General features: G+C 71.9%; 11 protein-coding genes and 2 pseudogenes. 9 read left to right on the top strand and 4 right to left on the bottom strand.

All coding sequences use genetic code 11. From position 1 onward, the window contains the following. The first annotated feature begins 38 nt into the window (after positions 1–38). Entirely contained in the window at positions 39–704 is a 666-nt protein-coding gene (locus ABD52_RS04030; RefSeq protein WP_047890843.1) for a Type 1 glutamine amidotransferase-like domain-containing protein, read from the top strand. A 23-nt stretch (positions 705–727) separates the two neighbouring features. On the opposite strand, the gene ABD52_RS04025 is transcribed toward ABD52_RS04030, so the two are convergent. From ABD52_RS04025 to ABD52_RS04015, 3 genes are all read right to left on the bottom strand, one after another. Beyond that, positions 728–1,243 (bottom strand): DNA cytosine methyltransferase, encoded by a 516-nt coding sequence (locus ABD52_RS04025; protein WP_047890799.1) that lies wholly within the window; start codon positions 1,241–1,243, stop codon positions 728–730. 105 nt (positions 1,244–1,348) lie between these two features. Continuing rightward, positions 1,349–2,263: a TRM11 family methyltransferase gene (locus tag ABD52_RS04020; RefSeq protein WP_235437332.1), complete on the bottom strand. Its 915-nt coding sequence runs from the start codon at positions 2,261–2,263 to the stop codon at positions 1,349–1,351. A gap of 70 nt (positions 2,264–2,333) precedes the next feature. Further along, on the bottom strand, positions 2,334–3,248 hold the full coding sequence (locus tag ABD52_RS04015; protein ID WP_047890797.1) for a hypothetical protein: 915 nt from the start codon (positions 3,246–3,248) through the stop codon (positions 2,334–2,336). A gap of 1,105 nt (positions 3,249–4,353) precedes the next feature. On the opposite strand from ABD52_RS04015, the gene ABD52_RS04010 reads away from it, so the two are divergent. The 8 genes and pseudogenes from ABD52_RS04010 (at position 4,354) to ABD52_RS03980 (ending at position 13,733) form a co-directional block, all read left to right on the top strand. Continuing rightward, positions 4,354–5,235: a hypothetical protein gene (locus ABD52_RS04010; protein WP_047890796.1), complete on the top strand. Its 882-nt coding sequence runs from the start codon at positions 4,354–4,356 to the stop codon at positions 5,233–5,235. A 645-nt stretch (positions 5,236–5,880) separates the two neighbouring features. After that, complete coding sequence (locus ABD52_RS04005; RefSeq protein WP_047890795.1) at positions 5,881–6,294, top strand: pilin; 414 nt, start codon at positions 5,881–5,883, stop codon at positions 6,292–6,294. Between the two features lie 2 nt (positions 6,295–6,296). Further along, complete coding sequence (locus ABD52_RS04000) at positions 6,297–7,211, top strand: conjugal transfer protein TrbL family protein (protein ID WP_047890794.1); 915 nt, start codon at positions 6,297–6,299, stop codon at positions 7,209–7,211. Next, entirely contained in the window at positions 7,208–8,170 is a 963-nt protein-coding gene (locus ABD52_RS03995; protein ID WP_047890793.1) for a PrgI family protein, read from the top strand. Before ABD52_RS04000 ends, ABD52_RS03995 begins: the two co-directional genes overlap by 4 nt. After that, entirely contained in the window at positions 8,167–9,990 is a 1,824-nt protein-coding gene (locus ABD52_RS03990) for a VirB4 family type IV secretion system protein (RefSeq protein ID WP_047890792.1), read from the top strand. Before ABD52_RS03995 ends, ABD52_RS03990 begins: the two co-directional genes overlap by 4 nt. Next, a pseudogene (locus ABD52_RS40595) lies at positions 9,987–11,471 on the top strand (DUF87 domain-containing protein); the annotation flags it as partial. The gene ABD52_RS03990 and the pseudogene ABD52_RS40595, both read left to right, overlap by 4 nt. Before the next feature lies 1 nt (position 11,472). Beyond that, positions 11,473–12,518 (top strand): type IV secretory system conjugative DNA transfer family protein (locus ABD52_RS40590; RefSeq protein ID WP_235437325.1); only part of this gene is annotated, 1,046 nt, incomplete at its 5' end. Between the two features lie 375 nt (positions 12,519–12,893). Then, the gene (locus ABD52_RS03980; RefSeq protein WP_235437324.1) at positions 12,894–13,733 is read left to right on the top strand and encodes a replication-relaxation family protein; all 840 of its coding nucleotides are present in this window, start codon (positions 12,894–12,896) and stop codon (positions 13,731–13,733) included. A gap of 132 nt (positions 13,734–13,865) precedes the next feature. Here the strand turns inward: ABD52_RS03980 and ABD52_RS03975 are convergent. Beyond that, positions 13,866–14,144, bottom strand: a pseudogene (locus ABD52_RS03975) (monooxygenase); the annotation flags it as partial.

Genomic DNA, 14,144 nt, shown 5'->3' with positions numbered 1-14,144 from the left:
CCGGCGGGATCCTTACGACAAGACAACTGCGGGATGTGATGAAGCTACTCCTCACCGACTCCGGCGTCCGGAACGCAAGCATCCGGGAGGCCCTGGTCGATCTCCTCGGTAAACCCATCGCCGAGGCCAACGCCCTCTGCATCCCCACGGCAGGGTACGGAGGCCCGTACGGGGAGCCAGGCGGCCCATGGCGCTTCACCAGCGGACAATCACCCAGCCCTATGACCGGATTGGGCTGGAAGTCAGTGGGCATGCTGGAACTCACCGCACTGCCAAGCCTCGATGAGGACCGCTGGACTTCCTGGGTCCGCGAGACCGATGTCCTGTTGGTTAACGGCGGCCACACGATGTACCTGTGCCACTGGATGCGAGAGTCCGGCCTGGCCGATCTCCTCCCGTCGCTACACGACACGGTCTACGTCGGCCTCAGCGCCGGAAGCATGGTGCTGGCCCCCCGGATCGGGCAGTACTTCACCGGCCCCGACGAGGACGACCGCACACTGGGACTCGTCGATTTCTCGATCTTCCCGCACCTCGACACCCCAGATAGCCCGGCGTACTCCACGACCGCAGCGGAACGATGGGCCGCCGAGATCAAGGGCCCCGCGTATGCCACTGACGATCAGACAGCCATCAAAGTGACCGACAGCGGCGTCGAGGTCATTTCCGAGGGGAACTGGAAATTGTTCAACTCGGCATCGTGAACGTCGACGACCCGTGATCTCCGTCACGACTGCGCGAGAGTGTCCAGATAAAGCAGGAACAGCCGGTCGCGGCGGTGGGCGGCGCCGATGTCGGACGCGCGTAGGCACGTCCAGCTCGTGTCGTACCCGATCGCGGCCAGGTCGGCTTCGACGACGTCGAATCCCCGGCGTAGGAGGGCGGCGACGTTCTCCACGAACACGAGCGGCGGTCGAAGGACGCGAACGGCGTCGGCGACAGCACTCCACAGGCTGGAGTGCTCTCCGGTGATGCCGGCGCGCTTGCCGGCATTCGAGATGTCCTGGCACGGGAACCCGGCCGTGAGGACATCGACGGGCTCGACGCGGGTCCAGTCGACGGTGCGGATGTCACCGAGGTTGGGCACACCGGGCCAGTGGTGGGCGCAGACGATGCGCGCGTGCCGGTCGGTTTCGGCGTACCAGGTGAGCTCGCCGCCGAGCACCAGCTCGACGGCCATGTCGAGGCCGCCGTAGCCGGTGCACAGCGATCCGATGCGCGGTGCGGGTCGGTGGTCAATCACGCACCTCCCCGGCGTCTAGTGGCCGAGTCTCACCGCGCGCGGCCAACCGCATGCAGCAGCTCTTCGCTCCAGCCCTGAGGCTCGTGTAGCGGTAGGTAGGGGCACTCACACGACCACCCCTCCCCCGAGGTTTTCCTTCGGGCTTCCTGCATCCGAGTCGGTCTGGCTCTTGATGAACACGAGGACGTCCTCGTGCGCGATCAGGTGCATGGGGGTGCCGGCGGCCCGGGCCTTACGGACGGCCTGGAGTTGGAAGAACGACGGGCGGGCGACGAGCCCGCCGTCGCGGACGGCGGCGAGCAGCGCCACGCACCGGTCGACCGGGGTGAGGCCGGCCCGGATGCCGGCGCCGATGACCGCGCTGGGCAGGTCGACCAGTTCGCCGTGCTTGCGCCACGGTCGGGCGGTCACCACGACGACCCCACCAGGCTTGAGGAGGGTGTGGCAGCCGGCGAGGATCTGGGCGAACCCGTCGGCGAGTCCGGTGAGGTCGCGGTAGGCAAGGTTCCCGCGGTCGGTGCCGTCGTTGTAGGCGTTGTCGAACTTCGCCACCCCGTCCGCGCCGGGCCGAACCAAGCCGTGCACGGTCGGCCCGTACGGCGGCGAGGTCACCACGAGGGCGACCTGCCCGGCCAGGGCGCCTGGTACGAGCGACAGGATGCGGGTAGCGTCGCCGCGGATGACGCCGGCCCGGCCGGCCGCGCCCTGGGTGTGGGCGTGCTTGATGTTCGCGTCGGCGACGTCGGACCAGCGGGACTCGTACTCCACCCCGATCGCGTCCCGGCCGGCGTGGATCGCCTCCACCAAGGTGGTGCCGATCCCGCACATCGGGTCGAGCACCAGGTCCCCCGGTTGGGTGTAGGCGGTGACGGCGTGCGCGGCGATCGCGGGGAGCATCCGCGCCGGGTGCTGCACTGACTCACGGACGTACCGGCCGCGGCGCTGGACGGGGCCGGTGGACTGCGCGGTCGCCCACACCGACAGGCCCTCCGGGCCGGGAGCAGCCCGGTGGCGTCCGATCGGGTCGGGGCTCGTGGCGGCAGTGGTCGTGGTCTGCTCGTGGGCCGGTTCGGGGGTGTGTGCGCGGTGCCTAGCCACGGCGACCACCGCCCTCGCGCCCGCCCCGGCGCGGGGTGTGGCGCTGGGTCTGGCTGAACACCATCAGGTCCGCGTGGACCCGCAGGTGCGCCACCCGCCACCGATCGCCCATGCTGTTGGCGAGGGTGAGGAGTTCCTCGTCGGTGACGTGGTAGACGAACGCGTCCCCGTCGGTGTCGGCGGTGACCGCGACAAGGTGCTGCAGGTAGCCCAGCCCGACGCCGGCGGCGGCCTCGACCACGCCGGAGAAGTCCTCCGGGCCGGCGGTGGTGCCGGCCGGGACGGTGACGACGAGGATCAGGCAGCCACCCGGCTCCAGCAGCTGGGCGCAGCCGGTCAGCAGCCACGCCAGCCGCACCCGGTTGGCGGCGGCGTTGGGGTCGAGGGGCCAGCAGGCGACCACGAGACTGGTCGCCTGCTGCAGGGAGCCGCCGGCCTGCCGCCCGGCGGCCGTGTCGGCCGGTGGGTGCAGGTCGGGGTCGGTGAGGTCGTCCCCGAACCAGGCGCCCATCTCTGGCAGGTCGTCGTCGGCGTCCGTGTCGCCGGTGGTGCCGGCGGGCGGGACGGGAGTGGCGCGGCCGATGATCAGGCTGGAGGCGTCGGTGAACCACGCCGGGTGGTGCAGGCGGGCCCCAGCCGCGCAGGCCTGGGTGAGGGCGTGGTCGGGGCTGAGGTCGACGACCGCCTCGCCGGGGCGGCTGTAGGCGGCGATGAGCCGGGCGGCGAGGCGGGTGCCGATGCTGCGTCCGGCGTCGCCCGGGGTGCGGGCGGTGCGCCAGACGGTGAGCGGTACCGGCGGGTCACCGGCGACCAAGTCGGTCGGCGTCGGGTCGACCCCGGCCAGCGGGCCGGTGTCGACGATGGGATCGTGCTGCGGGTTGTGGTGCTGCGGCGTGTGCTCGCTCATGTGGTGTCGGCTCCGCGCCGCGCCGTGGTGCGCTGACACCCTCAAACCGGTGTTTGTCAGCTGTGGCGAACACCTGCCGATCTCACGCGGATCTCACGAATGTCTGACAACCGATTCCTGTCCCCTCGGCTGGCCTCGGGAACGCGGGATGATCCGGCGGTCGCCGGCTCGACCGGGGCCGGGGTCGGCGTCGTGAGATCGTCAGAGCGATCGGCCACCCCCGGCTGTCAGACACGCACGGTCACGACCACCTCGACCATGACAGCGGCTTGCATCGATGACACACGGGCGCTGGCCGGTCCTGTCAGATCGCCGTCCGGTGTCCCGGACGGCGGCGGCGTCACCGAGGACACCGGTGCTGGGTTGTCATCGGAGGCGGCGGCCGTGTCAGACCGTCCCCACGCCGGACGAACGCTGTCAGACGGCGCGCCACCGCGGCGCGCAGGGCTGACGATGACATTCGGCTGCAGTGTCAGCCTGTCGCGATCTGACACCGTGCCGCCCGCGGGGCGCTGTTAGACGCTGTGAGACCGGCTGGGCCCCCGTTGTCAGCCCCCTCGGTGTCAGACCGCTGTCCGGTTCCCCCGGGGGCAGCGGCGTCACCGAGGACACCGGCTCCGGTCTGTCATTCGGACGGCGGCTCGTCAAACCGTCGGGGCCCGCCGGACGGACGCTGTCAGCCGACGCGGCGGCGCCCGGTGGACGCCGACAGTCGGCGGGGACGTCCAGTCGGTCGCGGTCTGACACCGTTGCGCCCGTGAGGCGCTGTCAGGCGCTGTGAGACCGGCCGGGACGCGTCGTCAGACCCGCGCGGCGGTGCCGCGTCCTCACCGGCCGGCCGCCGCTGCGGACCATGTCCGCCGTCTCCGGTCGTGTCAGCGCGCAGGTCAACGTGGCTTTGTCAGAACGATGACGCACGTCGACGTCGATCGTCAGTGAGAGGTGGCCGGTGGGCGGCTGACGCCGTCGACCCGATGTCCATGCCTGCGCAGCCTGCGCTGTCAGGGGTCCGTGAGACCGGGGTGGCGCAATGGCGGTCAGGCGCGCCGGGCTGCACGGCTCCGGCCCGTCATCGACATTCGCCTCTGACATGGGAGCTCGTGACATGACCGCCTCCGCCACCGACTGGCCCGACTCACCTCTGGACGCCGTGGACACCGCGTTCGCCGACCTGACATGCGACCCCGACCCGCTGTCACTGGACCTCGACCCAGTTGTCGGCCAGCTCGGCGATGACACCGGCCTGCCCGGCGGTGTCATCGCGCTGCCGGCGTTGCGACAGTGGCTGCTGGAACATCCCCGCGCCTACACGGCGCGTGACGTGGTGTGGCGGGAGCTGATCCGCCGCGCCCGCCTCGACGGCCCCGCCTGGGTCATCGCCGCTGTCGCCCTGGCGATGCCCGCACTGCGCCGCTACGCCGGCCGGCTGCACACCGGCTGGGCCGGCGACGCCCACGACCTGGACGCCGAAATCCTCACCGGGTTCCTGACCGCCCTGCGCGACCGGGTCGACCTGGCCAAACCGGCGCCGTACGCGGCGTTGTGCATGGCGGCCTGGCGGGCCGGCCACGAACTGCGGCAACGTGACGGCGCCGAGGCCGTGCCGGTGGACGACCTCGAACACGTCACCGGCCCCCGCACCCCGAAGCGGCCCTACGGCCATCCGGACCTCCTCGTGCGCCGGGCCGTCGAGTTGGGCATCGTCGACGAGTGCGACGAGCAGCCCTACATCGACGTACGGCTGGGCCACCGGGCCATCGAACCCATCGCCGCCCGCCTCGGCCTGGAGGTCGACACGCTGCGGCGACGTGTCGAGCGCATCGACATCCGCATCGCCGACGCGCTCGCCGCCGGGATGCTCACCGAGGCGACCTCACCCCGGGCGCGGGAAAACCTCGCCGCCGCGGCCGAGCGACGGCAGCACATCCGGGCCGCCCGCGGCGGCAGCGCACGGCATCTGGCGCAGGTGACGCTGGCAGCAGCCTGACCGCCGACCATCCCGCAGGCTCTCCGGACGCGGGCCCGACCATCTGGTCGGGCCCGCGAGCGCGTGCGACGAACCCGTCACTTCTCACCGCTGCGACCGGCCCAACCCCGGTACGGGGAGACCCGCCGTGGCCGCTGCCAAGCGGGCCTGACGGATCTCCCACGGATCTGACAGCGGCGCCGACGGGTGTTGATTCGGCAGCTGTGAGATTCCGGCGCCGACGCCGACGGCGAGGTCCGCCACCATCGGCATGATCGTCGGACAGGCCGCTGACCAGGGCTGTCAGAGGTCTGTGAGGTCGTGTCGGAGCGCTGTGGGATCGGCAGGTGTTCGCCACAGCTCACAAACGCCGGTTTGAGGGTGCGGAACTACTCCAGTGCCACCACGGCGTCACGCAAGGGGTTGATTCCGCCCGCCGCCGGGCCGGGAGGCCAGGTCGGCACGGGACCGGGTGCCTCGGGTGCCGCGCCACGTTGATGCGCTGACACCTCATCGATCATCGCCAACCCGAACGGGAGGACGAGCTCCTCCCGAGGCTCACCACGGTTCCCGGCCGACGTGTCTTTCCCGAGCCCGGCGGCGGCTCTCCGCCCACCGTTTCGACGAATCGCCCCGACACGAGCCGGGGCGGGAGGTGCAGCCATCATGTTCCGCCCGCTGTTGGCACGTTCCCGTGCCCTGACCACCGCCCTCACCCACGCACCGATGACGACCCGCGCGCTTCGCCTCGCCGCCCGGGGCGCCGCACCCGCCGCGGCTGTCCTCGGGATGCTGGCCGTGCCCGCCGCCGCTTACGCCGACCCCGGCGGCCCGGTCGTCCTGGCCGCCAACGACCTGCCCACCGTCATCGCCAACCTGCAGACCTGGGTGATGGGCATCCTGGCCGCCGTCGCCACCCTGTTCCTGGTCCTAGCCGGCGTGTACTGGGCCACCGCCGGCGGCGACCCGGCCCAGGTCGACAAGGCCAAGGGCGCACTGAAGAACGCCCTGATCGGCTATGGCCTGGCCGTGCTCGCGCCCATCCTGCTGGAGGTCGTCCAGGGAATCGTCGGAGGCTGACGATGGCCTGGGCGCTCAACCAGATCCTCGACTGGTTCGCCGGCCTGCTGCTGGACTGCCTGAACGGGCTCATCACCGCGATCACCCACGCGCTGCTGATCACCCCGGACGTCACCGCCCTGCCGCAGGTGCAGGCCCTCACCGGACGGTCGATCTGGGTCGTCGACACCGTCTTCGTCCTGGCGTTCGTCGCCGCCGGCGTCCTGACCATGGTCGCCGGCGGCGACGAACGCGCCCGCTACACCGCCAAGGACCTCCTGCCGCGGTGCGTCGTCGGGTTCGTCACCGCCCACTTCTCCCAACTGATCGCCGGCGCGCTCATCGAGTACGCCAATGCGTTCACCGCCGCACTGACCGCGCAGGACTTCAACGGCGACGGGGCCCTCGACGCCGTCAAGACCCACCTGATGGCCGCGCGTGACCAGACCGCCGGTCTGCTGTTCGTCGTCTGCCTGGCGATCATCGTGTTCCTGCTCGCCGCCACGGCCTGCAGTGTGATCGTCCGCTTCGCGGTCGCGCTGGTGCTCACCGCGGTCGCGCCGATCGCGCTGGCCTGCCACGCGCTGCCGCAGACCGATGGGGTGGCCCGCATGTGGTGGCGGTCGTACGTCGCCATGCTGGCGATCCCGGTGGTGCAGGCGTTCGTGCTGTTCGCCGGCCAGTGGATGCTGCTGGATACCAGCAGCATGCTGCCGCTGCTGGGCCTGCCGGTCGAACCGGGCGGTGTGCTCAACCTGTTCGTCGTGATGGTCCTGCTGTGGACCACGGTCAAGGTGCCGGGTCTGATGCGCCGCTACGCCACCAGCGGCGGAGGTGGGCGTGGCGGCAACGTGCTCGGCGCGGTCGTGCGGGTCGTCGTGGTGCAGCAGCTCACCCGCGGGCTGCGCATCCCGGGCCTTGGGGCGGTGCGACGATGAGCCGCGCCCGCCGCGACGAACAGGCCGTCACCGCCCGCATGCCCGCCGACGTGGACGCGCCGGACAAGGTGCTCTACGGGCTGACGTTCCGGCAACTGGCGATCTTGGCGGTGGCCGCCGTCGTCTTCTACGGCGGCTGGAAGGCCCTGCACACCGTGGTGCCCGCACCGGTGCTGCTCGGCGCGGCCGTCGTGCTCGGCGGTCTGGTGTTCGGCCTTACGGTCGGCCGCCGCGACGGACTGCCCATGGACGTGTGGCTGGTCGCCGCGGTGCGCCACTCCCGAGCACCACGCGCGTTGTCCACCACCGACATCACCGCCAAGACACCCGACTGGGTGCAGGCCCCGGCGTCGAAGGTGATGCTGCCGGCGCCGCTGAAGTTGCCCGCCGACGCCATCGACGACCACGGCGAGATCAGCCTCGGAGCGGTGAAGGCGGCGATGGTCGCGGCGACTAGCGTCAACCTGGCGCTACGTACCGCCGACGAGCAAGCCGCATTGGTCGACACGTTCGGCCGCTGGCTCAACAGCCTGTCCACGCCGACGCAGATTGTGGTGTCGGCGCAGCCGGTCGACCTGCACTCCGCCGCCCGCACCCTCGCCCAAGCGGCGGACGGGATGCCGCACCCGGCTCTCGCGGACGCGGCGGCCGACCATGCCCGTTTCCTCGACGATCTCGCCGAGCGGCGGGATCCGCTGCGCCGGCAGGTCCTCATCGTCACCCGCACTACCAGCGGTGAGCGTGGCGAGCACGCCGCCCGGCGCCGCGCCGACCAGACGGTCCGGTCGCTGTCCGGGCTGGGCGTCACCACCCGCGCCTTGGACGGCCACGCCACAACCACGGCCTTGGCCGCCGCGGCCGACCCTTACCGGCCGCCTCGCCCCGGCGGCCTCGCCGCCCCCCACACCACCATCACCGCGCCTCCGACGAAGAAACCACGCACCAGGAGGACATCATGATTTCCGTCAAGCGCCGACGCGCCCCCAACGACGACAGCACCAGCCCGCCGTCCGCCGGACTCGCGGCGACGGTAGCTCCGGCCTCGGTGGAGGTCACGCCCCGGTTCCTACGGGTCGGCGACGGCTACGCCGCCACCCTGGTGGTGACCGGCTACCCGGCCGAGGTCGGGCCGGCGTGGCTGGAGCCGCTGCTGTCCTGGCCAGGCCGCCTCGACCTCGCCCTGCACATCGACCCGATCCCCGCGCCGGTCGCCGCGTCGCGGCTGCGCAACCAGCGGGCCCGGTTCGAATCCAGCCGGCGGGCCGACGAGCAGAAGGGCAAGTTGGCCGACCCGTACGTGGAGGCCGCCGCCGACGACGCCGCCGACCTCGCCGAACGCCTCGCCCGGGGTGCGGCGAAGCTGTTCCGCGTCGGCCTGTACCTGACCGTGCACGCCCGCACCGAGGCCGAACTCCTCGACGCGTGCGCGCAGGTGAAGGCCGCCGCCGCGTCGACCCTGATCGAGGTGCAGCCGGCGACGTGGCGGCATCTGCCCGGCTGGACCACCACCCTGCCCTTGGCCACCGACAGTCTGCAGATGCGCCGCACGATGGACACCCAAGCCCTGGCCGCCGCGTTCCCCCTCGCCAGCGCCGATCTGCCGGCGCCGCTGCCGGGCGACCCGGCCACCACCGGTGGGGTGCTGTACGGGGTCAACCCGGACTCCCAGGGCATCGTCTGGTGGGACCGGTGGGCGCAGGAGAACCACAACAGCGTCGTCCTCGCCCGCTCCGGCGCCGGCAAGTCCTACTTCGTCAAGCTCGACGTGCTCCGCAACCTGTACCAGGGGGTGCAGGTCGCCGTCGTCGACCCCGAGGACGAATACCTCCGCCTCGCGGACGCGGTCGGCGGCACCATCGTGCGGCTCGGCGCGCCCGGCGTGAAGATCAACCCTCTGGACCTGCCGGTCGGGGACACCCGCCCGGACGTGCTCACCCGCCGCGGCCTGTTCCTTCACACGCTGATCAGCGTGTTGGTGGGGCAGCTGCCGCCGCCGGCCGAGCGTGCCGCCCTGGACCGGGCGATCCTCGCCGTCTACCGGCAGGCGGGCATCACGGCCGACCCGGCCACCCACCACCGGCCGGCGCCCCTGCTGAAGGATCTGGCCGCGACCCTGCGAGCTGACGACGCCGCCGCCGCGCACGAACTCGCCGCCCGACTCGCCCCGTGGGTGGCCGGCTCGTACTCCGACCTGTTCGACTCCCCGACCACGACCCGCCCGGACGGGCACCTCGTCGTGTGGAGCCTGCGGCACCTGCCGGACGAGCTGCGGACCGTCGGCACTCTGCTCGCCCTGGACGAGATCTGGCGGCAGGTCGACCTGCCGCGGCAGTACCGCACCACCTTTTCGCCGGAGGCGAGGCGGCTGGTCGTGGTGGATGAGGCATGGCTGCTGATGCGCGACGGGGAGGGCGCCCGGTTCCTGTTCAAGATGTCCAAGGCCGGCCGGAAACGCAACGCCGGCCTGTCGGTCATCACCCAGGACGTCGCCGACGTGCTCGGCACCGACCTCGGCCAGGCCGTCGTGTCGAACGCGGCCACGCAGGTGTTGCTCAAGCAGGCTCCGCAGGCCATCGACCAGGTCGCCGACGCGTTCGGCCTGACCGCGGGCGAGCGGCGGATGCTGCTGTCCGCCCGGGTCGGGCACGGCCTGCTCATCTCGGGGACGAACCGGACCGCGTTCGAGTCGATCTCCTCGCAGGCCGAACACCTTCTCGCGACCACGAAGCCGTCCGACCTCGCCGGCCTCGACTCCGACGACAGGGAGGAGGACCTGTGACACCCCTGCATGCCCTATCGCCGACGCCTGCGCCCAGCCCGTCCGGGCCGGGCGCCGGTCTCATCTCCCCGCCAGGCGCGCCCACCCGCTGGATTCTGCACGCCGCGCACTGGGCGGCCGACCGGCCATGGCTCCTGGCAGTCGCCGCCGCCCTGCTCGTCGCCTACGGCGCCGGGCGGAACCTGCTCGACGGGTGGCGGCACCGCCGCCACGCCGACGGCGCCCGCCTCGTCACCGTCGCCCCACCGCCGGAGGTCGACCCGCACAGCGCCGCCGCGGTGTGGGCGAACCTGCACGGCACCCTCACCCCGTCCCGGCGACGCCGACTGCTGTACGGCGCCCCCCATGTGGCGTGGCAGTACACCTGGACCGGCCGGCAGCTGCTCATCTCGATCTGGGTACCCGGAACAGTGCCGGCTGGGGCGGTCGAGGCCGCCGTCCGGGCCGCGTGGCCCGGCGCCGCCTGCACCACCGACGACCAGGCCCCACCGCCGATCCCCCTCGATGTGCCGAACGCCGTCGGCGGGCACCTGCTGCCGACCGCCGCGGAGTGGCTGCCGTTCACCACCGATCACGACAACGACCCGCTGCGGGCGCTGATGTCGGCCGGGTCGCAGCTCAAGCCGGACGAGTACGCCTGCGTGCAGGTCCTCGCCCGCCCCGCCGCCCCACGACGGACCGCACGGGCCCGCCGCGCAGCCGGCCGAATGCGCGACGGTAAGACGGCCGTACCGGCCATCAATCCCGCCGCCCCGCTGCTGTGGCTCATCGAGGCGTTCCTTCCCGGCCGTACCGCCACCGCCCGCAGCGGCGGCCAGCCGGCCGGCCGCCGGGACCCCGGTGTGGAGCGGGACGTGCGGGCGATCCTCGACAAGACCGCCCACCCGTTGTGGACGATCGGTATTCGCTACGCCATCGCGAAGAACAACCACCGCGGGGGGTCCCGGCCGGAGGGCAGGCTGCGGGGGGTCGCGGACGCGGTCGCCTCGTCGTTCGCCGTGTACGCCGGCCGCAACCGGCTCGCCCACCGGGCGCGGATGGCGCAACCGGTGGCCGTGGTGGCCACCCGGCGGCTCGGGGCGGGGTTCCTGGCCTCCACCCCCGAGCTGGCCGTCCTCGCGGCGCTGCCCCGGGATCTGGCCGTACCGGGGCTGGACCGGGCGCGGGCGAAGTCCATGCCCGCCCCGGTGGCGGTGCCGACCGGCGGCCGCGGGATGAAGGTCCTCGGTGACGCCGAAGTTGGTGGGCACGCGGTGGCCCTGTCCGTCGCCGATGCGAGGTATCACATGCATGTGGTCGGATCGACGGGCTCCGGGAAGACGACCCTGCTGGTCAATATGGCCGTCGAGGACATCAAAGCCGGCCGGGGCACCGTGGTCATCGACCCGCACGGCGACATGGTCCTCGACATCCTCGACCGGCTTCCCGCCAGCGTTGCGGGTCGGGTGGTGCTGTTCGACCCCGACCAGCCCCACCCGCATNACCAGCCCAACCCGCCCACCCTCAACCCGCTGTCCGGCAGCGACCCCGACCTCGTCGTCGACAACCTCGTCAGCATCTTCGGGAACATCTTCGCCAAGGCGTGGGGGCCGCGGATGGACGACGTCATGCGGGTGGCCTGCCTGACCCTGCTGCGGCACGCCAACGTCACCCTCCAGCACATCCCGCCCCTGCTCAACTCGGCGCAGTTCCGGTCGGCGATGACCGTCGGCCTCGATGACCCGGCCGGCCTGTCCGGGTTCTGGCAGTGGTACGACCAGCTCAACCCGGCCCTGCGCTCCCAGGTCATCGGCCCCGTCCTCGCGAGGCTGCGGGCGTTCCTGCTGCGGGACTTCGTCAAGCGCACCATGCGCTACCCCCGGTCCAGCTTCGACATGGGCAAAGTCCTCGACGGTGGGGCGCTGCTGGTACGCATCCCAAAGGGGCAGTTGGGTGAGGACACCAGCAAGCTACTCGGCTCCCTCGTCCTGGCGCAGGTGTGGCAGGCCGCGACCGCCCGCGCCGCCGTGCCGGCGGACAAACGCCGCGACGCCACGTTGATCATCGACGAGTGCCAGAACTTCCTGACCCTCGCCAACAGCCTGGACTCAATGTTGGCGGAGGCGCGGAAGTACCGACTGTCGATGGTCCTCGCCCACCAGGACCTCGCCCAGTTCCCGAAGGACCTCCTGGCAGCGGCGTCGGCGAACGCCCGCAACAAGCTGTACTTCTCCGTCGCCCCGGAAGACGCCCGCGTGCTGGCCCGGCACACCCTGCCCGAGCTCGATGAGCACGACCTGACGCACCTGGACGCCTACACCGCTGTCGGGCGGCTCGTCGTCGGTGGGCGGCAGACGCCGGCGTTCACCCTCAAGACTCGGCCGCCGAAGCCGGTCGTGGGCGAGGCGACGGCGATCCGTCAGGCCGCGGCGCAGGCGGTTCCGGCGCAGGACACCAGCGCGATCGACGACCTCGTCGACCGGTTCTCGGCCCGACCTGACGACAACCGCCGGTCCCGGGGCAAGAGCGGTCCGAAGGCGAACACCTGAACGCCGCAGGACGCTTGAAGCAAGATCGACAGATCGGTCGACCGAGGTCGACCGAGTCCTGGTCGCCCCTTCCGTGAGGGCTTCACCAGCCCTTCACCACCGATCACCACACCGCACTGACAGATCCGGCCGTCCGGGTCTGTCAGTGCCGCTCACCGGCCGTGTCCAGCCTCCGGTGACCACCTCACCGAACTCAGACACCCTCCCTCGGAGGGAACTCCTCCTCCGCCTGGAGCATTCACCGTGTCCACCAACAACTCCGTCTCCCGCTCGGCTTCCGCCTCTTCCTCCGCCTCTTCGCCTGGTTCCCGTTCGTCGTCTCGTCTTGCTCGTCTTGACCGGCTTCGTCGGTTGACCGCCCGTGATCATCAGCTGTTGCGGTGGCTCGCCGAGCACTACGTGCTGTCCACCGACCAGATCACCACGGCGCTGTTCCCGTCGCGTCGCTCGGCCCGGCTCCGACTCGCCCAGTTGCACCAGATGGAGGCGGTCAGCCGGTTCGTCGACGTCACCACCGGCAGCGGCCAGTACCTCTACACCCTCGGACCGCTCGGCGCCGTGGTCCACCCCACCCAGTTCAACGACCCGAACCACGCCGACGCCCGCGCCCCACGCACCAGCATCGACCGCACCGAACGCATCATCGGCAGCCGCCGCCTGGCCCACCTGCTCGGCACCAACCAGCTGTTCGTCGACCTGCTCGGCTACGCCCGCACCGACGAACACGCTCGTCTGGCGCGGTGGTGGTCCGAACAGCACACCACCGCAGCCTTCGCCGCCGCCTCCTACGCCGCCGGCAGCGGAACCGGTGTCCAGCCCGACGGGCACGGCATCTGGCACGCCGGAGGGCGCACAGTCGGGTTCTTCCTCGAACACGACAACGGCACCGAACCCCTCGGCATCGTGCTGCGCAAACTGCGCGGGTACGAGCAGCTCGCCACCTACGGGCCCCGCTACCCGGTGCTGCTGCGCGTCCCCGGCCGCCGCCGCGAACAACACCTCCTCGACGCCCTCGCCGGCGTGCCCACCGCCATGCCCGTCGCCACCGGCCTCCACGGCGAGCATCCCGCCGGGCCTGCCTGGACGCTGACCACCGACCCCGGGCCGCGCCGCTGGCTGCACGAACTGCCCGCCGACCACGGCCCGGACAACCCGGCCACCAACCCGCACCGCTTCCCCGACACCGACCCCAGCGGCCCCGACCCGGAGCCCTGACATTCACCTTCAACACACGCGGAGGGGAGCCGTCCACCGTCGTGGGCGGCTGTGAGACCGACCGGATCTCACAGTCCCGCCGTCCCTCGCCCGCGGAATCGAGCGGTCGTCTGACAGTGCAGGTCACCGGCACTACTGACGATCATGACGGCGGCCGGCGGCCTGTTCGATGCCGTTGTTGGCGCCGCGGGCGGTGTGCGGGCGGACGGGGGCGAGGGCGTCGCCGAGCAGGACGGCGTGACCGCCGCCGACGGGCCAGACCATGCGGTCCGGTGGGGTGATGTCGAGGACCGGCGCCGCCATGCGGGTGGTGGTGGCGTGCACGACGGCGGCGTGGTCTGCCGGGAGGAGCAGGTCGGCGTGGGTGTCGACGTGGGTGCGGGCGGCGGGGCTGACGTGCCGGGGCAGGGC

It is taken from the genome of Micromonospora sp. RV43, assembly GCF_001029515.1.
Taxonomy (GTDB): domain Bacteria; phylum Actinomycetota; class Actinomycetes; order Mycobacteriales; family Micromonosporaceae; genus Micromonospora; species Micromonospora aurantiaca.
The sequence above is the reverse complement of the archived record's forward strand: the minus strand, read 5'-3'. Positions and strand labels throughout refer to the sequence as shown.

What these genes read in the sequence shown, in the direction of transcription:
- ABD52_RS03990 (WP_047890792.1), top strand. Translation starts at nt 8,167, where the DNA reads ATGATTTCCGTCAAGCGCCGACGCGCCCCCAACGACGACAGCACCAGC.
- ABD52_RS04005 (WP_047890795.1), top strand. Translation starts at nt 5,881, where the DNA reads ATGTTCCGCCCGCTGTTGGCACGTTCCCGTGCCCTGACCACCGCCCTC.
- ABD52_RS03995 (WP_047890793.1), top strand. Translation starts at nt 7,208, where the DNA reads ATGAGCCGCGCCCGCCGCGACGAACAGGCCGTCACCGCCCGCATGCCC.
- ABD52_RS04010 (WP_047890796.1), top strand. Translation starts at nt 4,354, where the DNA reads ATGACCGCCTCCGCCACCGACTGGCCCGACTCACCTCTGGACGCCGTG.
- ABD52_RS04000 (WP_047890794.1), top strand. Translation starts at nt 6,297, where the DNA reads ATGGCCTGGGCGCTCAACCAGATCCTCGACTGGTTCGCCGGCCTGCTG.
- ABD52_RS04030 (WP_047890843.1), top strand. Translation starts at nt 39, where the DNA reads ATGAAGCTACTCCTCACCGACTCCGGCGTCCGGAACGCAAGCATCCGG.
- ABD52_RS04015 (WP_047890797.1), bottom strand. Translation starts at nt 3,248, where the DNA reads ATGAGCGAGCACACGCCGCAGCACCACAACCCGCAGCACGATCCCATC.